Raw genomic sequence first — 23651 nt, 5'->3', positions numbered from 1 at the left:
AACCTGTCTCGCCGCCAGCGCCGGCGATCGTTTCCGCTCCCGGTGGCACGTGCGGCCAACTCCCGACGCAGCCCTGCTTCCGCCAGCCGATCGAATCCGTCGTGCAGGTCATCCTCGCGAAATCCGACGGTCCCGGCGGGAGGTCCCGGCTGGATTGGGGTATCCGGGACTGTTTCGCCGCGTGAAACGGTTTATCGAGAGTATAGTGAACTACCGAGGAGCGAAACTGCCGGGTAATGAAGCCGCTCCAACCAGTGCGTCGTGGGCGACGCGGTCCACAGCACACCTCGACTCGTCCGCCGGATCGCCCTCCCCTAGCCGGCGTCGTGAGACCGACCGAACGATTTCCCGCCCGGTGCGTCGCTGGGCCCCCGATCGACCGCTCGGGGTCGGGGAGAACGGACAGGTCGACGAGTGCGTGACTCACCGAACACTGTATACTGACAATGCGCCGTAACGTCCGACACAACCGTGCGAAGTCGCGATCGATTCAGACCAGCGTCCAGGTGTTGCTCACCGTCAGCGGAGTCGTCCTCCTGCTGGCCGGACTGACGCTCGCCGCGAGTGGTGCGTCCGTCGGCGGCGCGTTCGGGTCGGTGAGCGACGAGTGGGACGATTCGGACCCGGCCCCGGACGACGTCGACGGGGCCGACGACGACACGACGGCCGACGACGGAGCCAACGAATCCGACACCGACGGCGGCGACGACACCGGTGGAACCGACAGCGACGACCAGGATGACGGGTCTGTGGACGACGGAAGCGGAGACGACGGAAGCGAAGACGACGGCAACGAGACTGACGGCAACGAGACTGACGGCAACGAGACTGGTGACGACGGACCGCACACGCTGACGGTGATCGTCGAAGACGATGACGGCAATGCGATCGACGACGCAAGCGTCGAAGTCCAGGAAGACACCACGTTCGGCACGGCCGAGGAGCGAGACGTCGACGACGACGGAGAGGCCGAGTTCGAACTCGAGGACGGCCAGTACACGGTGACGGCGACCGCCGACGGGTACAACGAAACGAGCGAACAGGTCGAGATCGACGGCGAGGACGAGACGGTCACGCTGACGCTCGAATCGTCCGACGACGGTGACAGCGGCGATGACTCGCCGCACACGCTGACGACGATCGTCGAAGACGAGGACGGGAACGCGATCGACAACGCCACCGTCGAAGTCAAGCAGGACAGCCTCTTCGGCTCGAGCGAGAAGCGAGACGTCGACGACGACGGCGAAGCCGAGTTCGAACTCGAGGACGGCGACTACACGGTGATCGCGAGCGCAGACGGCTACGACGAGTCGTCGACCGACGTCACGATCGACGGCGACGACGAGACGATCACGCTGACCCTCGAGGAAAGCTGAACGCGGCTCGACGCGTCCCGATATCTCGCCCCAGTATTAGGCTCCGGGGGCAGAGACACTACCCACCCTCCCGCACTGACGATTTTCTCGACCTCCTACGAGGACGGTGACGAGCCATCGATCGCACGACGGCTGTGCGATCGGGTGTCCGCTGATTTTCAGTAGCGACGACAGCGCCCGAACATGCGGTCGCATACCTTGGGCCCGGTTCGGTGTACCCGGTAGACGTCTAAATCGGTCCGGGAGAGTCGATGACCGTCGGTCCAGCACCAGGCGGCGGGCCGCGTGGCGCCGGGATCGGAGCAAAGTGTCCAGGTCCCGGGTCGGCGATGGTCCGCGAGTCTGGCATCGACGGTGGTCCACGTGGCGCCGGAATCGAAGACAGTCTCGTTTCCAGTCTGCCGGTGCAAGCTGAGCGACTCTCCGGGACAATCCGATCGACCGCGCCGTGAGCAGACAGTGGATCGGGGATCGTGAGCTGGGCCACCGCCGTCGACGTCTGTGGCGACCGATCGCGGGCGAAATCTGGCCCGGGACCAGTGATCGGGTCCGGGACGCGGTTCACGATCGGTCGGCTGACGAGTCGCCGCTCGTTCCTGCTGGCGGTAGCCCACCGAGCGACGACGCGTCCGGCTCGAGGTCGATCGGTCTGCGCGAGCGGACTCGTCGTGGCCCACGGACCGTCCAGTCTCGAATCGATCGTCACGGACGGATCAGCGAGCGACTCCTGCTCGGTGGACGGTCGATCGTTCTCGATACGGACTGCTGTTCGTCAGTTCCGGTGCAACCGCAAGGCGGCCGCGTTTGCACCGGTACATCGATACGACCTGGAGAACAGGACGAGCAAACGGCAGTAACGACTACCGACCGAATCGACTGAGGTGAGGCGGAAATCGATCGCACGAACGTCGTCGTGCGGTGGGGACACCGATCGAGAGCGCCGACCGGGACTTCTGCACTACCGATCGGAATCCAGGCCTCACGGATCGCTGGCTGGCGCTGTAATGAACCCTGTCGTACGAACTGTAGCGGGAGCTATCGGGCGATGAACGCGGATAGCGACCGCTTGCCGTCTGCAGTTCGAACGGTGCAGGAAAAGGCGTTATCTCGGGACCGGGCGGGTCATTCGACCGTCACGCTCTTCGCGAGGTTGCGCGGTTTGTCGATCGGCCGATCGAGCAGTTTCGCGGCGTGGTAGGAGAGCAACTGCAACTGGACGTTCGCGAGCAGGCCCGCCCAGACGGGGTGGGTCTCGGGGACCGACAGGTGTGCGTCCGCGACGTCGACGAGCGGGTGGTCGTCCGGCCCGACGGCGACGATCGGCGCACCGCGGGACTGGGCCTCGATCGCGTTGGTGCGGGTCTTGTCGTCGTCGTTGCCCGTCGAGACGGCGATCACGGGCGACGCCTCGGTCACGAGGGCGAGCGGGCCGTGTTTGAGCTGACCGGACGCGAACCCCTCCGCGTGCTCGTAGGTAATCTCCTTGAACTTCAGCGCCCCCTCGAGTGCCACCGAGTGGCCGAGGCCGTTCCCGATGAAGAAGTACGACTGGCTGTCGATGAACTCCGCTGCGAGCGCCTCGGCGTCGGTGGTCTCGAGGACGGTCTCGACCTGCTGGGGCAGGTCCGCGAGGCTCTCGAGCATCGCGGCGCGATCCGCGCGGGGCGTCGCGGCCGGCACGTCGGCGGCGATGCGCTGGGTGAGCAACGCGAGCGTGACCGCCTGCGAGGAGTAGGTCTTCGTCGCGGCGACGCCGACCTCTGGGCCGGCCCGGATGTAGACCGCGTCGTCGGCTTCGCGCGCCGCCGTCGACCCGACCACGTTCGTGACCGCGAGCGTTCGCGCGCCTCGATCGGCACCCGTCCGGAGCGCGTCGAGCGTGTCCGCGGTCTCGCCGCTCTGGGTGACCGCGACGACGAGCGTGTCCTCGTCGACCGGCCCGGCCATCGAGTCGTACTCGCTCGCGCGGATGACGTCCGTCCGGACGTCCGCCGCCCGTAACAGCTGTGCGCCGTACATCGCCGCGTGGTACGACGTTCCGCAGGCGACGAACTGGACGGCCTCGACGTCGGCGAACGTCCCCCGCGACAGCGCGTCGAGCGCCACCTCACCGTCCTCGATCCGGCCCTCGATCGTGTTCGAGAGGGCGGTGGGCTGGCCGTGGATCTCCTTCAGCATGTAGTGGTCGTACTCGCCTTTCCCCGCGTCTTCGGGGTCCCAGTCGACGGTATCGACGGGCCGATCGACCGGGGTCCCCTCGAGGTCGGTGATCCGGTAGGAGTCGGGCTCGAGGACGACGAGGTCGCCGTCTTCGAGGTAGATCACCTCGTCGGTGTGATCGAGGAACGCGGGCACGTCGCTGGCGAGGTACCACTCCGCCTCGTCGAGACCGAGCACGAGCGGGGAGCCCTTCCGGGCCGCGTAGACCCGTTCCTCGCCGTCGACGATCGCGGCGATCGCGTAGCTGCCGTCGAGCGTGTCGACGGCGCGTCTGACCGCCTGCTCGGTGTCGTCGACGGTTTCCAGGTACTCGTCGATGAGGTGCGGGATGACCTCCGTGTCGGTGTCGCTCTCGAACTCGTGGCCCTTCTCGCTGAGCTCCGCCCGAAGTTCGTCGTAGTTGTCGATGACGCCGTTGTGGACGACGGCGACGTCGCCCGCGGTGTCCGTGTGCGGGTGGGCGTTCTCGTCCGTCGGCGGGCCGTGCGTACTCCAGCGGGTGTGGCCGATCCCCATGTTCCCGTGGGGCCGGGTGTCGAGCGAGGACTTGAGGTCCGCGACTTCGCCCGAGGTCTTGTGGACCTTGACGCCGGAGCCGTTCTGGACGGCGATCCCCGCCGAGTCGTAGCCGCGGTACTCGAGGTTCTCCAGTCCTGACAGCAGCGTCTCGGCCGCCTCACCCTGGCCGATGCGGGCGATGATACCGCACATTAGCCGTTCACCTCCGTTCGCGAGACGTGCGTCGACCACGCTACGCCGCCTGGTGATCGGCGTGAGACGGCTGCGTCGGTCGTGTCGCCTCGATTCGAGACCGTTGCCCGCAGTGCAGTACTGTTCCGTGTCATTGTAGATTCCTACCCGCGTCCGTCGTCCACTGCTGGACGGGCGGGCCTCCACTCTCCCCCAAACCGGACAGCGGCCATTACTATACGACGAATAAGACGGTCACTGTAGACGGCATTCCGTCAGACACGGTTTCGCGCTGTGCAATTCGTCCGTTTTCATCCCCAATTATCACGATCGGTGGGGCGGATGCGCGTTTCGACTCCTCGTCCTCGAGATCACCGCGGTCGATGCACGCGGGTCACCGGGCCGGTATCGCGATGAGGCGGCTGATCCCCTTACTCGAGGGTTAAACGGCGTCAAACGCGACCGAGATTTGCGCGCGTCGTGGCGGCGTGGCGACTCTATCGATTGCGCTCTCGCGATCGGATCACCGGGAACGACTGGAACGCGAGCGCCAGGAGGCACTCGGACGGCGAGCAGCGGGGCCGTTCGATCGAGGAGACGGGAAAAGTGGCGGTTGCCGGCGCGGTAGGGTCGGAATCGCTTCCGGGTGGTGCGAAACGGAGCGGTGACAACCGGCGCGGTGGTGGCTTACGGTTTACTGTAAGTCATTTCCGGCGCAACCGCGATCCGGGCGGCGGTTGCGCCGGTACATCGTTACAGCAATCCGTAACTATGGAAGCGGATTCTCGACCTCGTCCGACCGCGTCTCGTCGTCCGGATCGCTCTCGGCGAGGGTGATGACGTTCTCCCTCCCGACCGACGACTTCTCGATCGTGCCGTCGGCGTGCATCTGCGAGCAGATCCTGCTGACCTTCGACTTCGACCAGCCAGTCTCGTCGGCGATCTGGTGCTGGCGAATGCGACCCTGGTTCGCGACGAGCAGTCGGACCACTTTCCCTTCGTCGCTCAGAAGTTCCGGTGGTGTTTCGGGCGAGAGGTACCGTTCGTAGCCCAGGTGATCGTCGGTGCGTGAGTCGGTGCTCTCGTCCGATTCGGTCGTCGCCTGCGTGGGCAGCGGAATCGACGCGATCTGGACGTCACGTTCCGACAGCATATCCGCGAGACGGATTCCGACGAGTCCGCTGACGAGCAGGAACAGAACCGCAACCATGGTGACTTCCCAGATCGCTGCCGCACGGAGCGGTTGCATCCAGGACAACGGTCCACCGTAGTGGACGCCGATCCTGGAACCGATCGCCGGGATTACGATCGCGTCTACTTCGGGGTGGTAGCTCGGAGCGGAAACCATGCTAATCGGGTCCCTGCTGTGGATCGACGCGATCGAGATTCCGACTCCGGTCTGGGTAGTGGACACCATGGGTTATCACGGTTCTGTCGCGGTCGGTGCGTGTCGAGTCACGACCATCGTGAACTCGCCGACCGCACTGGTAATCGGATCCGGGGGACCTTCATTATGGGTCGATACATGAGCGTTTAACTCCAGTATAAACGTCCGTCACGGCGTCTTCCCGTCGATCCGTCAAACCAGCCAGTTCCCGTCTCGATCGGCCGGATTTCCTCACCCGGCACGCTTGCAACCGTTTATTCGAGGTATAGTAAACGGCCCCCAGCGGCTTGGGGAGTCTGAGGCACGCCCCGGTTGGGGCACCCCACTCCACAGATCCGCACAGTCACCGTCGCACTCGGTCGTGTGACGGTCCTGCGACAACGCATCACCCATGACCACGACATTCAGCGACAAGAAGACGCGAGACGACGATCGAGAGCACGACCGGTACGAACTCGACACGAGCGACGGGGGAACCGCCCTCGAACACGTCGAGGAACCGTCCACGCGCGAGGCGACGATCTGCGTCGTCGGACTCGGCTACGTCGGACTGCCCCTCGCAGTCGGCTTCGCGCAGTCGGAGTACCGCGTGCTCGGGTACGACGTCGACGAGACGACGGTCGGACGGCTGCAGGCGGGGATCGACACGACCGGCGACCTCTCCGACGAGGCGATCCAGGACGGGGACATCTCCTACACCACCGACGCGAGCGTGATCGGCGAGGCCGACTACGTCGTCATCACCGTGCCGACGCCGATCGACGACGACGATCGGCCGGACCTGGCCTACGTCGAGAGCGCGGGGGCCACCGTCGGCTCGAAGATGGCCCCCGGAACGACGGTCGTCCTCGAGTCGACCGTCTACCCGGGATCGACGCGCGAGGTGCTCGTCCCGGCGCTCGAGGAGGCGTCCGATCTCGTCGCGGGCGAGGACTTCTTCGTCGGTTATTCGCCGGAACGCGCCACGCCGGGCGACCCCGAGCACGGCCTCGAAGACGTCGTCAAGGTCGTCAGCGCACAAAACGAGGCGGTGCTCGACGACGTGGCGTCGCTGTACGAGTCGATCGTCGACGCGGGCGTCCACCGCGCGCCCTCGATCGAGGTCGCGGAAGCGTGCAAGGTGGTCGAGAACGCCCAGCGCGACCTCAACATCGCGTTCGTCAACGAACTGTCGATGGCGTTCGACGAGATGGGGGTCGACGCGCAGGCGGTCCTCGAGGCGGCGGGCACGAAGTGGAACTTCCACGACTACCGGCCGGGGCTGGTCGGCGGTCACTGCATTCCGGTGGACCCGTACTTCCTCGCGTACCGATCGGAACGGGACGGCTACGATCCGGAACTCGTCCGGAAGAGTCGACACGTCAACGAGTCGGTGCCCGACCACGTCGCCGACATGACGATCAAGGCACTCAACCGGTGTCACAAGACGCTCCGGGACAGTCGCGTACTGGTCCTCGGACTGTCGTACAAACCGGGCGTCGGGGACATTCGAAGTTCGAAGGTCGACGAGGTCGTCGACGCGCTCTCCAAGTACGACGTCGACGTCGCGGGGTTCGACCCGTTCGCCGACGACGACGCGGCCCGGGACGCGTTCAGTATCGAGGTTCAGGAGACGCTCTCGTTCGAGGGGTTCGACGCGGTACTGCTCGCGACCCCGCACGCCGAGTTCGAAACGCTGGACCTCGGAGCCGTCGCGTCCGAACTCGAGCCGAATCCCGCGCTGATCGATGTGGCCGGCACGTACGAGGAGGCCGACGCCGTCGATGCCGGGTTCGTCTACCGGAGGTTGTGAGACGATGCGCGTCGTCGTAACGATCCAGCACCCCGGCCACGTCCACTTCTTCCGCCACCCGATCGCGGAACTGGAAGCGCGCGGCCACGAGGTGCACGTCTTCGCGCGCGAGAACGACGTAGCGGTCGACCTCCTCGAGGCCTACGAGATCGACCACGAGGTGCTGGCGGGCGAGTCGGGCGGCCTGCTCTCGCTGGCCGCAGTGCAGGCGACCTACGAGTCGCGACTGTTGTGGCGCACGAAACGGATCGATCCGGACGTGATCACGGCGATCGGCGGTGTCGCGGCCGCCCACGTCGCGTCGGTGCTCCGAACGAAGAGCGTCGTCTTCTACGACACCGAACACGCGACCCTGATCACGAAACTCGGCTACCCGTTCGCGGACGTGATCTGTACGCCCTCGTGCTACCGGGACGACGTCGGGCCGAAACAGGTGACCTATCCCGGCTACCACGAACTCGCCTACCTCCATCCCGATCGGTTCGACCCCGATCCGGCGGTGCTCGATGCGGTCGGACTCGACGACGACGAGGCGTTCGCCGTCGTCCGACTCAGCAGCTGGGGCGCCTCTCACGACGTCGGTCACGCCGGCTTCGACGACCCGCACGAGATCGTCGATCGCTTCGAGGAAGAGGGTCTCACGGTCCTGCTCTCGGCGGAAGGAGAACCACCGGACGACCTCGAGTCCTACCAGTTCTCGATCGCGCCGGACCGGATGCACGACCTGCTAGCGTACGCCGACGTCGTCCTGAGCGAGGGCGCGACGACCGCGTCGGAGGCCGCGGTCCTCGGCACCCCGGCGGTCTACGTGAACCCGCTCTCGCTGGGCTACACGACCGAACTCGAGTCGGAGTACGGGCTGCTGTTCGAGTACACCGGCGAGATGCGTCACGTCCGCGGACTCGAACGCGCTATCTCGATCACGGACGAACCGCCCGACACGTGGACCCAGCGCCGCGCCGCCCTGCTCGAGGACCGGGTCGACGTGACGCGACTCGTCGTCCGGCAACTCGAAACGCTCGCGCGGACGCCCGCGACGAACCGATCGACGCGCGCCAGTACCGCGAGCGAACGATGAAGGTGATCCAGTTGGTCACGACGCCGCGACCGTTCTTCGACCAGCAGGTGTCGGTCCTCGAGGATCGCGGCGTCGACTGTACGGTGCTCGGCGTCCCCGGCCAGCACGGTGGCGACTCGTCCCGATCGCCGGCGGCGTACGCGACGTACTATCCGAAGATCCTCTCGGCGATCCGGAACGGCGACTACGACCTGGTCCACGCGAACTACGGCCTCGTCGTGCCGTTCGCGCTCGCCCAGCCGACCCGGCCCGTCGTGGTGACCCTGTGGGGAACGGACCTGATGAGTGACCAGTCGTGGCTCCGATCGGCGAGCCGGTTCGGGGCCCGCCGGGCGGACGCCGCGATCGTTCCGAGTCGACCCATGGCGCGGGAACTCGACACCGACCACGAGCTGATTCCGTTCGGCGTCGACACCGATCGATTCAGGCCGATGCCGCGCGACGAGGCCCGCGAGCGCGTCGGCTGGGAGACCGATCGACCGATCGCGCTCTTCCCGTACGACCGGGACCGCGACGTGAAGGACTTCCCGCGGGCCCGCCGGATCGTCGATCGAGCGGACGTCGACCTCGACCTGCGGACCGTCTCGGGCGTCGATCACGAGGAGATCCCCGACTACATGAACGCGAGCGACGTCCTCATCGTGACGTCGAAACGCGAGAGCGGGCCGATGGTCGTCAAGGAGGCCGCAGCGTGCAACCTGCCGATCGTTTCGACCGACGTGGGCTTCGCCCGCGAGACGATCGACGGGGTGGAGAACTGCGTCGTCAGCGACCACGACGGAGCCCTGATCGGCGGGCTCGAGCGCATCGTCGCGGACGGGGGTCGAGCCGACGGGCGCGAGTCGATCGACGGCCTCGGAATCGACGCGCTGGGCGATCGGCTCCTCGACGTCTACCGCCGGGTGCTCGACGGAACCGGCGGATCGAGCCAGCCGACGGAGGTGAGCCATGGAGTATAGATCGCTGTCGGAACTGCGACCGTTGCGTCTCGACACGGTCGCCGCGATCGCCGGCCTGCTGATCGCGATTGGGCTGTTCCCGCTCCGGTTGTTCGCGTCGCAGATCTACCTCAACACGGTGCCGATCGTGCTCGGGACGGGATGTGCGCTGTACCTGATCGCTCTCTACCAGCAGGAGAACGCACGTACCCTCCCGACGCTCCCCTCGGGGGTAGCGATGGCGCTCCCGAGCGTGGTCCTGACCGGACTCGCGGGACTCGTCGTCCTGACGGTCCTCCAGGGGACGCGAACGCACCTGTTCTTCGCGGGCGCGAGCGTCGTCGGGACGCTCGTGCTCGGCCAGGTCCTCTTTACGAGCGATCGCGACTTCAAGCCGGGACTGTTGCTGTTCCAGGTCGTCTGTTTCGCGCTCGTCTTTCGCTTTACCGCGCTGTACGTGACGCCTGGCTACGTCGGGATCGACATCTGGACGCACACGGAACTCGTGCGCGCGATTCTCACGGAGGGGACGCTCGACGCGATCTCCGACGACAAACACTACGCGTCGCCGTTCTACCACCTGCTGGTCGCGGCGTCGGCGTTGCTGTACGACGTGCCGATCCGCACGGCGGTGTACCTCTCGGTGGGGCTCGCGATGCCGCTCTCGATCCTGCTGGTCTACGCGGCGACGAACCTGCTCGTCTCCCAGCGGTGGGCGACGCTCGCTGCCGCGTGTTACGCCCTGGCGAGCCACGTCGTGATGTGGGGGATTCACATCATCCCCACGAGTCTGGGGCTCGTCTTCTTCCTCGGGATGCTGTACGCGCTGATCCGGGTGATGCGGATCGAGTACACGTTCCGGGACTTCTCGTTGCTCCTCCTGTTGAGCGTCGCCGTCATCCTCACCCACCAGGTGTCGACGTTCATCATGCTCGTGCTGTTGATCGCGGCGTTCGTCGCACAACTCGTGTTCGTCGTCGGCCCGCTCGGGCTGACGCGACTCGACGCGAGCGTCTTCCGGGCGAAGAAGCCGGTCAATCTCGTCGGCCTCGTCGTCTTCAACTTCGGGCTCACCATCTTCGTCTGGTCGCTGACGCCGTATCGCCAGCAGTCGTTCCTGGCGACCGTCCTGAGTTTCTTCAGCCAGACGGTCGAGGAGAGCGCCGGCTTCCTCAACATCGCGAGCGACTCGTCGGCCGATCCGACCCAGGCCGGGGCCGAGACGACGACGTTGATCGAACAGCTCGTTCCCTACGTCGACGCCCTCGGCTTCCTGTTCCTGCTCGGCGTGACGTTCGTCGGCTGTCTGTACGTCGTCCACCGTCGACGCGCCGAACAGTCGGTGTTCACGCTCCTGCTGGCGTCGGCGTTCATGCTCGTGTTCGTCATGGGGATGCCGATGTTCGGGATCCACACCTTCATCCCGACGCGCTGGTTCGCCTTCCTCTACGCGCCGATGGCGATCCTCGGCGCGATCGGGCTGCGAACCGTAAGCGGGAAGCTCTCGCCGGCGCTCGTCGTCACCGTCCTCCTGCTGTTCGTGCTCGTCTACCCGGGGGCGATGATCTTCGCGACCGAGAGCAACATCGACAACCCCGTCTTCGACGGTCAGCACGAGCGTCTCGCCTACGACCGGACGGAACTCGCGGCCGCCGAGTCGATCGCCGAGATGACCGGTTCGCCGGACGGCAGCGAGATCCGTCCCGATCAGCGACTCTACACAGACCACCCCTACCAGACGCTGCTCAGCCGGACCGGCGCGTATCCGTCGACGACGACCGCGACGGTCCCCGACGGCGGCGGGGCGGACCACGAGTACACCGTCTACCGATCGCGCCAGTCGTCCGACGCGGTCTACTTCTCGGACGAGCGCGGCGAGGGGCGGATCGAGCGGATCTCGCCGGACCGACTGTGTCGGCCCGATCAGGCTACGGTCTACGCGAACGGAGACGTGACGATGTGTACCCCGTCGCCGGCGAGTGGGTGATCGATCCCCCGCTGACGCGACCGCCCCTTCTCGATCGTTCGTCGGTTCCCGGAGATCGCCCGTCGTCGGACGCCTCATAGCGACGGCTGAGTAATCGGTCTCGCGGTTCGAAGACCTCGTGCTGGTTCTGAGACTCCTCGAGTCCGATTGCCTCTCTGCATCGACTCGAGACCGGCTTCCTTCCTCCAGGAAGAAACCGACAGGTCGCGACGAACCGACGGACAGTCGACGCTCACGGCGGGCAGTAAGACGGTCTCGCTTGAACCACCTCCGTCCGATCTAACGGTCGAAGTCCCTTTCCGAAACACCGTCACGCGGACCCCAGTTACGGACTACTACACGTCAGTTCCGGTGCAACCGCAACGCGATCGCGTTACACCGGTACAGCAGACTGCAAGTACTGACGATCGAATCGATGGCTCGTCCGCCCCGTCTCCGGTCGGAGATCGGCGTCACACGCGTTTCCGATCCGGTGCGGTGAAACGGACTTCGAGCGAGATTCTCCGTATCACGGGATCGCTCAAGCGCGCGATAATAGCAGGGGAGGCTGGAATTGGCCGTTCGCTATCGGCTGGACCGGAGCGATCGAGTTTCGGTCGCCAGTTGCAGACGAAGCCGCCGATTGAGACGCCGCTCGCAGAGACAGACCCTCGACAGTTCCGGTTCGCGTCCGGAAGAAGGATGAGGACAGTGTGGTCGAAGAATCCGCCACAACCGCCCGCTCGCGTCCCTGTGACCGCCGGGCGTTCAGGGTCGCCTCGATCGCTCGTACGGGTCGTCGCGACTGGGCTCCGGTGATCGTCGCCGTCTACTCGACCTCGATCGGAAGGTGGATGGCGCGGTACGCGTCGTCGGCAGACGGCTCACCAGACGGCTCGCCGTCGTACAGGAGCAACGTCAGCCGGAACTCCCCATCCGACGTCGTCGGGGTCACCTCGAGGCTCTGGCGGCGCGTCTCGCCGTCGGGAACCGTCGCCGTGGCCCGATCGAGTTCGGTCGACTCCTGGACGGTCACGTCGCCGTCCTCGTAGCTCACCCGCTGGAGCAACAGGACGGTCGTGTAGGTCCGCTCCTCGTGCTCCTGGTTCGTGATCGTCGCCTCCAGTTCCCCGGTCTCACCGGCCGTGTAGGTCGACTCGTACATCGTCTCGGTCTCGCCGGACACCTCCTCCGTGTCGATCGAAAACTCCGTGAAGCCGTCGCCCTGTGGCGGGTTCGCGACCGCGAACCCGGCGCTCGCGACCAGCAGGACCAGGCTGATCACGATGGCGGCGTTGTACGGTCGACGATTCCGGCCGCTGTAGAGCGAGGGCCGCGATCGAGTGAAAAACAGCGTCGCGGCGGTGACCGACGGGACGAATCTCCGGTCCGGTGCACACCGATAGCGAGCACCGATCGCGATTAGTGCGAGGGCGACGGTGAGTACTGAGAGGGCGGAAAGCACCGGACCGGCGGCCAAACCCCCTGGGGTTACGCTCGTGAAAAGGGTGATCGCAGAGACGAGCGCGAGGCTAAAGGTAATTGACAGGGCGATCCGTTCGATCGCCTCGAGTCCCCCGTCGACCAGCAGGGGGTTTCCGAGGCCAGTCTTCTCCTCGTCGAACGACTGGTAGTCGTCGGTCGGCCTGTCCGGAAACAGCGCCGAGACGAGCGCATACCCGGGGAGAAAGAGGACGAGCGGAATCGCGACCGCGATTCGCACACTGCCGTCGAGTCCAGTAAACATGCTCAGCGAGAGCGCGCCGGTGACCGCGATGACGATCGCCTGATCGGCAAACCACCAGTTGGAGTCGCTCATGTCGTCGGTATCTGGGGGCCAGAGGGGGTTTATTATCGCCCGAATAAGCCCCGATAGATGGGGTCGGTGTGACGGCCGTCTGACGGCCACTTATCACAATCTCGATACTGGTTTCAGCATAAGTAAGTTTCGCCGGTTCTGAACCGTTCCGGAAGTCAGAACAGTCGAAAATTCAGATTTAGCTTCCGAAATATTCGTCAACTATGGGTGGCTAACAAACATCGAACTCTGCATCTATATCGTGAGTCTCAGGACTTCTTGACTGCCTCGTTTCGGTTTAAAAATCACACAAAGAGTTGTCTGACGCTGTGAAACTGGATAAAGTATATCGTTCACGGATACACGGTTTCAATCCTTTATTACCCACTTCTGATTAGGGAAGACTGGTGCGATGAACGCGACACATATCAGCTCAGAAGAACAGGGTGAGCAGGCTTCGGACGACGCAGCTGACGCCCCCTCTGAAGAGCCAGCCTTCTCGAAAGACGATATCTTTCACCTCCTGCAAAACGAGCGGCGGCGGATGGTCCTCCGGTACCTCCGCGGGACGGACGGGCCCGTCCGCATGCGCGACATCGCGGAACAGGTCGCCGCGTGGGAACACGATACGACCGTCGAAGAGCTCACGTCGACCCAGCGCCAGCGGGTCTACATCCCGCTCTACCAGTCCCATCTCACGAAACTCGACGAAGCGGGAGTCATCGACTACCAGCAAAATCGCGGCATCGTCGAGCGAAAGCCGCTCGCGGACCAGGTCGATGCGTACCTCGAACTGGAACCCTCCGACGAATCGCCGGCGGACCCCGGGACCGATGGGGCCCACTGGGGCGATTACTACATCGGCGCGACCGTCGTCGGCTACGTCGTCCTGCTGGGCGCGGTGATGGAACTACCGTTCACCTCGTTCCTCTCCGGGATCGGGCTCAGTGCGCTGATCCTGATCCTCTACACGGTGCTCACGATCGGCTGGAACATCAACTGACGATCGACCGCTATCACGGAACGAACCAGACGGCAACCGTCGTGACGAGCGTGACCAGCACTGCAGTCAGAACTGACGTCGAGACGAACGCGATGAGCACGAGCACGCACGCGATCGCGATCGCTCCCAGCGCGGTCAGCGAGAGCAGGGTGCGCTCGCCGCGCTGTGCGGGCCGTTCGACGAGGCCCTGTGTCTCGTCGAACGCGATCTCCCCGCTGGCGTCGAGTGCCGGCAGCCGCTCCCGGTGGAGTCGTTCGTGGACGGCCGCCCACGTTTCGATCGACGGTCGTGCAGGACCGATCAGTTCGTCGGTGACTTCGTCGACGGTGACGGGCGTGTGCATCCCCTCTATGATCGCCAGTAGGCTGTCGTTGGACTCCGGAAGAAACTCCCCGACCAGATCGCTCTCCCCGACCCCCTCCTCGGAGAACTCGCACCCCGTGGTCCGATAAATCGTCACTCCTGCGGTAGTATCGGCATCTTCGTTACGCTCCTCGGAGGGAGCGTCGGATGAAGAGCGAAACCACGACGGCGTCAGACGCATATTCCGCGGTAACTGCTCGTGGTATATAAGTATACTCACGGTTTATCACTCCTGAACGATATAAATCGTTGTTAGACCCTCTTTCAGCGGATATCTACGGAATACAACTGTACCCAACCGTGAAAACGCCGCCGCCGTCCCCGGGGTTACGCGACCGGGGATTCGGGCGGGTCGAGCCACGGCAGTGGGTGCTCTCGTGGCTCCTGCCAGCGATCGAGCCAGCCGCGCAGGTCGGTGAGCCGAAGTTTGTGTCTGGCCGGGAGACTGTGGACGTGCTCTGCGTCCGCGAGCAGGCGCCGATCGAAGTCGTGGCGGTCGAACAGCCGCTCGCGGTCGGGCCACGGCGGTTCGAACGACGAGAGGAACGGGGTCTTTCGACGGACGAACCCCTCGATCTCGTTGAGCAGCGTCGCATCGTGTGGCCGGTCGGGCGGCCGATGACGAAGAATCTCACCGTCGATTTGCTCGCAGGCCCGGAGGAACGTCTCCGTCGTCCGGTGTTCCGGGGGCGTCCGGAGGTGCCAGTCGATTAGTTCGCGGTCCGTCGCCAGGAACGACGTCAGGAAGTGATCCGACAGGTGGGCGTGGAACGGCACCGACGGCTGGTTGGCGATGCCACAGCAGGTGAGCGCGTTCTGCTCCCGGTCCGCGCGCGATCGTCTCGATTCGAATTCGTCCGCGATCGCTTTCCTGACGAACGCTTCCGGATCGACGTCGAACGACGTGCGCTCGGCGAGTTCGAGGCTCGCCTCGAGGTCGTACCCGAACTTCTCGAGGAGCGACTCCACGGGATCCGGGTCGGGATCGAGTCGCCCGGTCGGGACGCGTTTCCCGAGGACGCCGACGGTATCTTGTGCGGTGAAGTGACCCCGGAAGAACGTGTCACAGAGGAGGCCGTGGTACATCGTGTCGACGTCGATCGCTCCGGTATAGCCGGCGTGGTGGATGTGCAAGGACTCCTTGATCCCCTGCGAGTACCGGATCTTCGACTCGCCGGGCCGGAGATACTGCTCGTCGGGCGGAAACGCGGTATGGCTCGCGTCGTACTGCGCGGCGACGCGTTTCGCGCCGCGAACTTCCTGTGCGGCCGGCGTGCCGACCGTGTAACAGCTCTCGATCGCGTCGATCCGGGAAAGGATGATCCGCGAGTCGTATCCCGCCGAGAGGAGCAGCCCCTTTCGCCCGGGGAGCACCGATCGCCGCTCTAGCGCCCGCTCGAGTCGATCGGCGAGTTCGCTCACGTAGTCGAACTCCCCGGGCTGGTAGACGAACCGATCGAGCGAATCGATCGACGTCGGCGTGAGCAGGCTGTCCAGCGGGAGCCGATCGAGTTGCGTGACGGCTGTTTTCTCCCCGAGTGTGACCCCCAGGTGGAGGAACTCGAGGATGCCGTCCCGGTCGAGGATCGGCTCGTCGATCGTCTCTGCGACCGCGGCGGCGTCCGTTCCGAAGACGCGAACCCCGGCGTCGTCGGTGTGGAAACACTCCCGCGACCGAACCGGGTCGGTGGCGACGAGCGCCTCACCCCCGCCCTCGTGGTCGAGGACGGCTAGGTACGATCCGTTGAGCGAGGACAGCGCGTCCCGTCCATCTCGTTCGTACCGCTCGAAGAGCCACCGGGCGGCGTTCGACTCGTCGTCGGGGACGTACACCTCGCCCCAGATCACACAGTAGCCGTCGGCACCCACGTATCGGGCGCTCCAGCCCGGGGTTCCGAGGTCGGCGTCCCGGATCCCGACCGTGATAGTCGATCCGATGAGTACTTCGTCGAACTCGTCACTGGCTCTCAACCGCTCGAACGTCTCGATACCGCCAAATACGCCGAAGAGTTCCCTGTTCATCGATGCGCACCTCGGGGTGGCGTACGATCGAGGTGTGGCGTCGTCGGAGTGGCCTCGCACGGACTGCTGTCGGTCAGTTCCGGTCCGCCCGCAGTCGGGGACGGGGCTTCGCCGGAACGTCGCACAATCCGTCTCACGTACGCCTCTCGATCACCAGGAGACGCCAGTTTCCCATTACTATGGCACCGTTAAGCGCCACAGCGGCGCTCGTGCGCCCGTTCGAACGGGAATCGATTCCGACCGCTGGAGACGTGAGCTCCGACTATTGGATCCATAATAATAGGGTCACTGTCGGTAGCTTCGGCCCGCCATGACAGCGCAACGTACGACGCGACGACGATTCCTCACACTGTCGGGTGCGGCCGGCATCACCGGGATGGCCGGCTGTACCGATCGGCTCCAGTCGGCGTCCGACCGCCTCGGTGACGACGCCTCGGGCGAGTCCGGGACCGGATCGGACGGATCCACGGCGTCCGCGGTCACGGAGGGCGTTCCGTCGCTCGAGACCGAGTATGACAGTCGCGAGCGGTTTCGCCAGCCGGGGACGTCGCTGGACGACTTCAGCGACGTCGACGCCTGGGACGTCGTCCAGGGGTCGGGCGAGGCGGACGAAGAGGTCGTCTTCACCGGCGATCAGAGCCTCAGACTCCGGTCGAACGGCAGCGAGAACGTCGTTGCACAGCGGGACATCTCGGACGAAGACCTGACGGCGACGGACCTGTCGTTCGCGATCCGGACGACGACGCCCCAGAACCTGACGATCAACCTGCGCATCGTCGACCAGTTCGGCAGCGCGCGCGTACACTCGCTCCGGGAAATCACGTACCGGTCACCCGACGTCGGCTGGTTCCGATCGAGCCCCGGCGTCTTCCAGGAGAGCGAGTACGAACCCGCGATGGATCACCTCGATCGACTCGAGATCCAGGTGCTACACACCATGCCGGAGGCGGAGGTCTGGATCGACGACCTGCGGACCCACGAGCGGCCGGAGTCGGGCTACGTCATGTTGACCTGGGACGACGGGACGAGCGACTACTACGAGACGGCCGCGCCACTTCACGACGAGTTCGGCTTCCGGACGGTGCAGGCGCCGATTCCGCAGTGGGTCGAACAGGGTCGAGACGGCACCATGTCGGTCTCGGAACTCAAAGAGCGCCAGGACGAGGGCGACCAGATCGTCGTCCACGGCACCCACAACCCGATCGCCGAACTCGACGACGAGGACGCGATCGACTCCCGGCTGAGCCAGGACAAGCAGTGGTTCATCGACAACGAGTTCGAGGGGGCGAACTACATCGTCTACCCCCACAACAGCTTCGACAGGACGAGCCTCGAGCGCAAGACGACCTACCACCACTGCGGCGGGTTCAACCAGGCCGGCAACGTCAACACCACGAACGTCTACGGGTTCGACCCGCTGGTGCTTCCGCGAACGATCGGCCACGACCTCGACATCTCGAAGCGGTGTGTCGACCTCGCCGCGGCCCACAACCAGTGTACGATCCTGAACTTCCACACCTTCGGGGCCGACAACACGATGTCGGAAGACGACTACGAGGCGTTACTCGAGCACATCGACGCGGCCGACGTCGAGGTCGTCACGTTCGACGACCTCTGGACGATGCGAACGGAAAACCACTGACGCTCCGCGATCGTCGTCGCTCGTTCTGACGCCGACCTGTACCCCCGACCAGCGATCCCAGAAACGTCTCCCCGGACGCAACGTCTCGCGGCACGTCCACGGACGGCGTTCCCGGCCGGATCGCCGCGTAATCGATCGCGATCGGCGCCGAAAGCGAGGAAGGAACGATCGAAAACCGGGCTCGGCGATCGAGACCCGGACGGACGAGACCGGAATCAGTCGGTCGAGAGCGTGATCTCCGCCGTGTCGGTCAGCCCCGCGTCGTCTGTGACCCGCAAGACGACCGGGTGGTCGCCGGCCGTCCCGATCGTCACGTCGATCGTCTCGCCCGTTTCGTCGAACGTCCCGTCCTGTCCGATGCGCCACTCGTAGCAGACGAGTTCACCGTCGGGCGCACACGAGCACGACCCGTCGATCGTGACCGTCCGGCCCGGTTCGAGGTCCAGTTCGGGCGCCCACGCGGGAACGGTGTTGATCCTCGCGATCGGTGGCTCGCGATCGGCTTCGTCCGGACGGTCTTCGGCGGAGCCCTCGTCCGATCGATCGTCGTCTGGCTCCTCGGACTCGGCCGGATCCTCGTCGACCTCGTCGGGAGCGTCGATGCCGTCGGGCGTCCCGTCCGAGAACAGGTGATCGCCGACGAGTCGACCGGCGATCGCCGAGTGCCACTGGACGCGGGTCTCGAGATCGACGTCAGTCGAGAGCGTTTCCACGAGGTAGGAGTCGGCGTCCAGGTCGCGGGCCGCCTTGTGAACGAGGAGACCGTTCGGCTCTGTACTGGGACTGGAGAAGCGGCCCGTCTGGAACGCGAGATCGGGATCGTCCACGTAGTTGCGGTTCACGTACTCGACGGCGTCCGCGGCGGTTCGGGCGGCCGTCTCGCCGTCCGATCGGAAGATCGCCTGTCCGACGCCGTCGACCGGATCGCCCGCGTAGATCCCGGTCGACTCGTGGAGATCGACCACCACGTCGGCGTCGTACTCGGTGACGACGCCCCAGATCGCCCGTGCGAGGTCCATCGCGGGTTCGCTTCCCTCGGGGAACTGTCGGTTGAGATCGACGCCGTCGTCGTCGGTCCTGGTCCCCCGATCGATCGCGACGGCGTTCGCCTCGGGGATCGTGACGAGTCGCCCGGCGTCGATCGGCCAGTCGGCGATTTCGCCGGCCGCGACGTACCCCGCGACCTCGTTCCCGTGCAGGCCGCCGACGACGACGACCGTGGGGCCGTCCGCGTCGGCGGTCGTGACGTACACCGTCGTCTCCTGGTCGGTCCCCTCGCGGATGACGAACGAGTCGCGAGAAACGTCTTCGCCGTCGGTCTCGGCCGTTCCGTCGTCCGTTCGGGCGACGCCGACGGTCGTGAGCGCAGAACTGGCTGTCAGTGTCAACGCGGTTCGTCGTGAAAGGCTATCGCGTTCCATTCCATCCCGGTGGTGGAATTCGGGTTTGTTTACTACAGTCTCGATAACGATCGGTCCTCCGACGTTTCGGTTCTGGAACGGACCCTAGCGAGCGTTTCGAGCCCGGAACGATCGGATCTCGATCATTTCGTCTGCTGGTAGGTTCCGCCGCCGTATCGGGATCTCCCGTCCCCGACCGCGAGTCACGACTCGTCGCCGCCCTCGACTCGCGCCTCGTCGTCGCTCTCGTCCCGTTGCTCGTCCGTTTCGTCTCGGGACTCGTCCGGATCGATCGCCCCGCGTGCGACCCTCCGCTGGCCGACCGTCGCGACGAGTCCCGCGAGCAGGACCGTCGCGCCGATCGGTATCGGCCGACGTCGAATCCCGGTTCCGGCGGCCCAGCAGAGCCCGGGGACGTGTCGCGGCGACGCGGCCGCCCGCCGGAGGTGCCACGCACCCCGCAGGAGTCGTCCCTCGGCGAGGTATCGCTTCCCGACGAGCAGTTCGTGCGTCGATCGGATCTCGTAGCCCGCCGCCTCGAAGCGGTCGACCTCGTCCTCGTGGGCCGAGAGGTACTGCTGGCTTGCGTTCCGGATCACGTCCGCGGGCGGGTGGCCGGTCTCCTCGCGGCGCACCAGCGGCTCGTCGACGTAGGCGAGGTTGCCGTGTTCGAGCACGCGCAGACAGAACTCCGGATCCTGGAACCGATCGAGCGTCTCGTCGAAGCCGCCGGCCTCCCTGGCGACGCTCGTCCGGACCAGCAGCGTCGACCCCGCACCCGGCTGGACGTTGTCCGCGAGGATCTCGCCGACCAGTTCCTCGCCGCCTTCCCGGACGGGGTCATCGTCACCGCGGGCGAGCACGGACGCGGCGGCCGATCGGACCCGGCCGCTCGTCCCCGTGAGGTCGAACGTCGCGTCGCAGTAGGCGCCGACCCAGTCGTCCGATCGATCGGAGAGGGTCGCGAGTTGCCGCTCGAGTTTTTCCGGATGCCACTCGTCGTCCGAGTCGAGGAAGGCGACGTACTCTCCGCGAGCGTGTTCGATGCCCGTATTGCGGGCGACGTTCGCCCCCTGGTTCGTCGCGTGGACGACCGGCCGGACCCGCGGGTCATCGTAGCTCGCCAGCACGGACCCGGTCTCGTCGGTCGAGCCGTCGTCGACGACGACCACTTCGAGGTCGTCGATCGTCTGGTCGAGCGCGCTGTCGATCGCGCGGGGAAGTGTCGCCGCTCTGTCGTACGTCGGGATGATGACGCTGACGCGAGTCATTTGCAGGCGGTTGCCGACCGGGCCGGATTATTATCGCGTCGCTAAACCCCGGTTTCGGCGCCGTTTTCAGCGGTGGGGTCGCCCCCGTCGTCGACTCTTGTCGATCGATCGATCGCCCGGCAGGCGCGCATCGATCCAGCGGCAGATCCGGCCCGTCGACCGGCTAAGAGCTGTATAAGAAAGGGCGATCGATTCGTCCTCGCGGTCGATGACGAACCGAAACCGACGATCGTTCGTAACCACGGTTGCAGCGACCGGAACGCTCGGGCTGGCCGGGTGCCTCTCGAGCGTGCGCGAGTGGCGCGGCGGGGGCGAGGAGCCGACGGCCACGGAGTCTCCCGGCGACGAGGACGGATCCGCGGGGACGGACCTGCCGGCACTGCCCGGGGAGTCGATCGCCGACTTCGAGGACCTCGAGCGGTGGATGTCGATGATCGACGCCGGGGACGTCGAGGCCGCGACGGACGATCCGTACGGCGGGTCACAGTCGGCGCGCCTGACGGCCGACGCGGACGCCGACTACGCGGCGATATACACGACGCAGACCGACGGACTGGACCTGCGCGGGAAGAACCTCTCGCTCGCGGTCTCGTACACCGGCCGCGATCAGCTTCACCTCACGCTCGAACTGTTCGCGCCGAACTCGCGCAACGTCCACACCCTGCGTCGCACGCTCACGGGTCCGGCCGATCGCTGGGTCCGCGTCGACTTCGGTACGGGCGGGATCGACACCCAGCCCGACCTCGCCGACGTTCGGGAAATCCGCCTGATCGCGCGTCGTCGCGGCGACCAGTCCGGGCCGATCGAGTGTCGGGTCGACGACCTCCGGGCGGTCGATCGACCGGAGACGGGGACGGTCGTGTTGCTGTTCGACGGAACCCTCGAGAGTCACTACACGACCGCCCGCGAACACATGGACGAGTACGGGTTCGCGGGGGTCGAGGCCGTCATCCCCGAAGCCGTCGGCGAAGGGGGGCGGCTCGCGATCGACCAACTCGACGCGCTGTCGGATGCCGGCTGGGACATGGTGGCCCGGCCGCGAACCGGCGCGCACTTCCTCCACGAGTACACGCCCGAGGAACAGGAGGGGATGATCCGTCGGACGAAAGCGTTCCTCGAGAACCGGGGCTACGAGGCGGGGGCGAAGTGCTTCGTCACCCCGCGAAACGTGCTCGGCCCGACGTCGGTCGACCTCGTGCGGGAGTACCACGAGGCGGCGTTCCGGTTCGGCGGTGGACCGAACGGCCTGCCGCTTACGGACCCGCACAACCTCGGGTTCTTCTCCGGCGACGCCGGCGAGGAGGCGAAGACGTACGTCGACTTCGCCGCCGAGCACGGCCAGCTCGCGGTCCTGCACTTCGAGCACGTCGGACCGGAGGGGATCAGCGAGGGGCGGTTCGCGGACCTGCTCGCGCACGTCGACGCCGCCGACGTCGAGGTCGTCACCGCGACGGAGCTGCTGGAGGAGGCATGACCAGGGCTGAGACGGACGACCCCGTCCCCGGGAGCGTCGCCGTCGAACAGCGGGTCGCGACGGAGGGCGGCTGATGTACCGGGACGCGACCGTCGGCGTCGTGTTGCCCGCCTACAACGAGGCTGGCTTCGTCGGCGACGTTATCCGCGAGATGCCCGCGTTCGTCGATCGAATCTACGCGATCGACGATCGATCGACCGACAGCACGTGGGACGAGATCCGCGAGGCGGCACACGACGACGCGGCGACGACGGCGACGGACGACGCCGAGCACGTGGGTCCGCTCGTGGCCGACGGCGGCACGTCCGCCCTCGCGGCGCGGGCGACGGTCCACGACGCGATCGGTCGCGTCGTCCCGATCCAGCACCGAGAGAACCGCGGTGCGGGCGGCGCGATCAAGACCGGGTACCTCGCCGCGCTCGCCGACGGCGTCGACGCGACGGTCACGGTCGACGCGGACGGACAGATGGACCTCTCGCAGATGTCCCGGTTGCTCGATCCGATCGTCGAGGGCCAGGCCGACTACGCGAAGGGGAACCGGCTCCTCTCGGCGGAGTACCGGGCGGCGATGCCGCGCTTCCGGTTCGTCGGAAACGCGATCCTCTCCGTCCTGACGAAGATCGCGTCCGGCTACTGGAAGACGATGGACCCCCAGAACGGCTACACCGCGATCTCACACGACGCGCTCGCCGCGATCGAGGTCGAGAACCTCTACGAGTACTACGGCTACTGCAACGACCTGCTGGTGAAACTGAACGTCCGCGGGATGCGCGTCGCCGACGTGGCGATGCCGGCCGTCTACGGCGAGGAGGAGTCGAGCATCGCCTATGCGGAGTACATCCCGAAGGTCTCGCTGATGCTCCTGGGGAACTTCCTGTGGCGGCTGAAGACGAAGTACCTCGTCCTGGATTTCCACCCGCTCGCGCTGTTTTACCTCGTCGGGGCCGGGACGGCCGCGATCGGCGTGCTCGGCGCACTCTTGACGGTCGGGACCGCGCTTTCGGCGATCGGCGCGCCGATCGTCCAGGGGTCGACGAGCCTGTTGCTGTTCCTCGCGGGCGTCGCGTTCCTGCTGTTCGCGATGGTGTTCGACATGGCCGAGAGCGAACACCTCGAGGCGCAGATCCAGTAACGTTCGGGCGATCCGTACGCCGTCGTTCGACGTCTCCGCAAGTGGTCCGGCCAGACCAGTCTGTATATCTGAACGGCGTCCTTGACGACACAAAAGGGC

At 65.9% G+C, this 23651-nt stretch carries 16 protein-coding genes; 9 read left to right on the top strand and 7 right to left on the bottom strand.

Annotated elements, in window-relative coordinates:
* Positions 1 to 446: 446 nt before the first annotated feature.
* A complete protein-coding gene (locus tag AC6I6X_RS17035; protein WP_497931720.1) occupies positions 447 to 1376 on the top strand; it encodes a carboxypeptidase-like regulatory domain-containing protein in 930 nt (309 codons plus the stop codon).
* A 1122-nt stretch (positions 1377 to 2498) separates the two neighbouring features.
* On the opposite strand, the gene glmS is transcribed toward AC6I6X_RS17035, so the two are convergent.
* The gene (gene glmS, locus AC6I6X_RS17030; RefSeq protein WP_497931719.1) at positions 2499 to 4307 is read right to left on the bottom strand and encodes a glutamine--fructose-6-phosphate transaminase (isomerizing); all 1809 of its coding nucleotides are present in this window, start codon (positions 4305 to 4307) and stop codon (positions 2499 to 2501) included.
* A gap of 748 nt (positions 4308 to 5055) precedes the next feature.
* Positions 5056 to 5703, bottom strand: coding sequence for a helix-turn-helix transcriptional regulator (locus AC6I6X_RS17025; RefSeq protein WP_497931718.1), 648 nt, complete (start codon positions 5701 to 5703; stop codon positions 5056 to 5058).
* 361 nt (positions 5704 to 6064) lie between these two features.
* On the opposite strand from AC6I6X_RS17025, the gene AC6I6X_RS17020 reads away from it, so the two are divergent.
* From AC6I6X_RS17020 to AC6I6X_RS17005, 4 genes are read left to right on the top strand one after another with little or no spacing between them, the layout of a single operon-like run.
* Positions 6065 to 7465, top strand: a complete 1401-nt coding sequence (locus AC6I6X_RS17020; RefSeq protein ID WP_497931717.1) for a nucleotide sugar dehydrogenase — start codon at positions 6065 to 6067, stop codon at positions 7463 to 7465.
* Positions 7466 to 7469: 4 nt separating this feature from the next.
* Entirely contained in the window at positions 7470 to 8543 is a 1074-nt protein-coding gene (locus AC6I6X_RS17015; protein ID WP_497931716.1) for a DUF354 domain-containing protein, read from the top strand.
* The gene (locus AC6I6X_RS17010; protein WP_497931715.1) at positions 8540 to 9502 is read left to right on the top strand and encodes a glycosyltransferase; all 963 of its coding nucleotides are present in this window, start codon (positions 8540 to 8542) and stop codon (positions 9500 to 9502) included. Before AC6I6X_RS17015 ends, AC6I6X_RS17010 begins: the two co-directional genes overlap by 4 nt.
* Complete coding sequence (locus AC6I6X_RS17005) at positions 9492 to 11468, top strand: putative glycosyltransferase family protein (RefSeq protein ID WP_497931714.1); 1977 nt, start codon at positions 9492 to 9494, stop codon at positions 11466 to 11468. Before AC6I6X_RS17010 ends, AC6I6X_RS17005 begins: the two co-directional genes overlap by 11 nt.
* 808 nt (positions 11469 to 12276) lie before the next feature.
* On the opposite strand, the gene AC6I6X_RS17000 is transcribed toward AC6I6X_RS17005, so the two are convergent.
* Positions 12277 to 13266: a DUF1616 domain-containing protein gene (locus AC6I6X_RS17000; protein WP_497931713.1), complete on the bottom strand. Its 990-nt coding sequence runs from the start codon at positions 13264 to 13266 to the stop codon at positions 12277 to 12279.
* 391 nt (positions 13267 to 13657) lie between these two features.
* Between AC6I6X_RS17000 and AC6I6X_RS16995 the strand changes: the two genes are divergently transcribed.
* Positions 13658 to 14248 carry a DUF7344 domain-containing protein gene (locus AC6I6X_RS16995; protein WP_497931712.1) on the top strand — a complete coding sequence of 197 codons (591 nt, stop codon included), beginning with the start codon at positions 13658 to 13660 and terminating at the stop codon, positions 14246 to 14248.
* 13 nt (positions 14249 to 14261) lie between these two features.
* On the opposite strand, the gene AC6I6X_RS16990 is transcribed toward AC6I6X_RS16995, so the two are convergent.
* Together AC6I6X_RS16990 and AC6I6X_RS16985 are read right to left on the bottom strand one after the other, a co-directional pair.
* Positions 14262 to 14708, bottom strand: a complete 447-nt coding sequence (locus AC6I6X_RS16990; protein ID WP_497931711.1) for a hypothetical protein — start codon at positions 14706 to 14708, stop codon at positions 14262 to 14264.
* Positions 14709 to 14938: 230 nt separating this feature from the next.
* Entirely contained in the window at positions 14939 to 16633 is a 1695-nt protein-coding gene (locus tag AC6I6X_RS16985; protein ID WP_497931710.1) for an asparagine synthase-related protein, read from the bottom strand.
* A gap of 310 nt (positions 16634 to 16943) precedes the next feature.
* Between AC6I6X_RS16985 and AC6I6X_RS16980 the strand changes: the two genes are divergently transcribed.
* Entirely contained in the window at positions 16944 to 18275 is a 1332-nt protein-coding gene (locus AC6I6X_RS16980) for a polysaccharide deacetylase family protein (RefSeq protein ID WP_497931709.1), read from the top strand.
* A gap of 215 nt (positions 18276 to 18490) precedes the next feature.
* Here AC6I6X_RS16980 and AC6I6X_RS16975 read toward each other — a convergent pair whose 3' ends face one another.
* Positions 18491 to 19696 carry a PKD domain-containing protein gene (locus AC6I6X_RS16975; protein WP_497931708.1) on the bottom strand — a complete coding sequence of 402 codons (1206 nt, stop codon included), beginning with the start codon at positions 19694 to 19696 and terminating at the stop codon, positions 18491 to 18493.
* Between the two features lie 182 nt (positions 19697 to 19878).
* A complete protein-coding gene (locus AC6I6X_RS16970; RefSeq protein WP_497931707.1) occupies positions 19879 to 20946 on the bottom strand; it encodes a glycosyltransferase family 2 protein in 1068 nt (355 codons plus the stop codon).
* A 208-nt stretch (positions 20947 to 21154) separates the two neighbouring features.
* Here AC6I6X_RS16970 and AC6I6X_RS16965 point away from each other — a divergent pair, with 208 nt between their 5' ends.
* Both AC6I6X_RS16965 and AC6I6X_RS16960 read left to right on the top strand, forming a co-directional pair.
* Positions 21155 to 22420 carry a polysaccharide deacetylase family protein gene (locus AC6I6X_RS16965; protein WP_497931706.1) on the top strand — a complete coding sequence of 422 codons (1266 nt, stop codon included), beginning with the start codon at positions 21155 to 21157 and terminating at the stop codon, positions 22418 to 22420.
* Between the two features lie 73 nt (positions 22421 to 22493).
* Positions 22494 to 23552, top strand: coding sequence for a glycosyltransferase family 2 protein (locus tag AC6I6X_RS16960; protein ID WP_497931705.1), 1059 nt, complete (start codon positions 22494 to 22496; stop codon positions 23550 to 23552).
* Positions 23553 to 23651: the final 99 nt, after the last annotated feature.

It is taken from the genome of Halosolutus sp. YCN4, assembly GCF_059736495.1.
Note: the sequence above shows the minus strand (reverse complement) of the source record. Positions and strands in the feature narration are given on the sequence as shown.